Genomic DNA, 366 nt, shown 5'->3' with positions numbered 1-366 from the left:
AAGTAAAGGAATATAAAATAAAATGGCAAAACAATTGAGTACAGCACGTAAATTTAAAATGATTACAGGTAAAGACCTTTTCCAACAACAAAAGGCAATGGATACAGAACTTAAAAAAGAAGACGGAGAAATTACTGACCTAATGGAGTTCGTTCAATATGGTCTATACTTGGCTCTTTTTCAAGATAACATTGTAAAAGCTAAAAGTGACTTCTCTGACTTCCGTTCTAGCTTCGAGTTCGATACTGACGGTAAAGGGCTTAAAGAACTTGTCGAATTATGGCAGAAAGAAATTTAATGAGCTGAAAGGACTGTAAATGATTTTAAAACATGCAATTAGATACTTAGAACTAACTGGTTCGGACT

1 protein-coding gene is annotated in these 366 nt (G+C 33.6%); it reads left to right on the top strand.

The genetic code is table 11. The features are described 5' to 3' along the window. Positions 1-22: 22 nt before the first annotated feature. On the top strand, positions 23-298 hold the full coding sequence (locus EII29_RS11670) for a hypothetical protein (RefSeq protein ID WP_015979526.1): 276 nt from the start codon (positions 23-25) through the stop codon (positions 296-298). Positions 299-366: the final 68 nt, after the last annotated feature.

It is taken from the genome of Leptotrichia sp. OH3620_COT-345 (genome assembly GCF_003932895.1).
In the GTDB taxonomy this organism is placed as follows: Bacteria; Fusobacteriota; Fusobacteriia; order Fusobacteriales; family Leptotrichiaceae; genus Pseudoleptotrichia.
The sequence above is the reverse complement of the archived record's forward strand: the minus strand, read 5'-3'. Positions and strand labels throughout refer to the sequence as shown.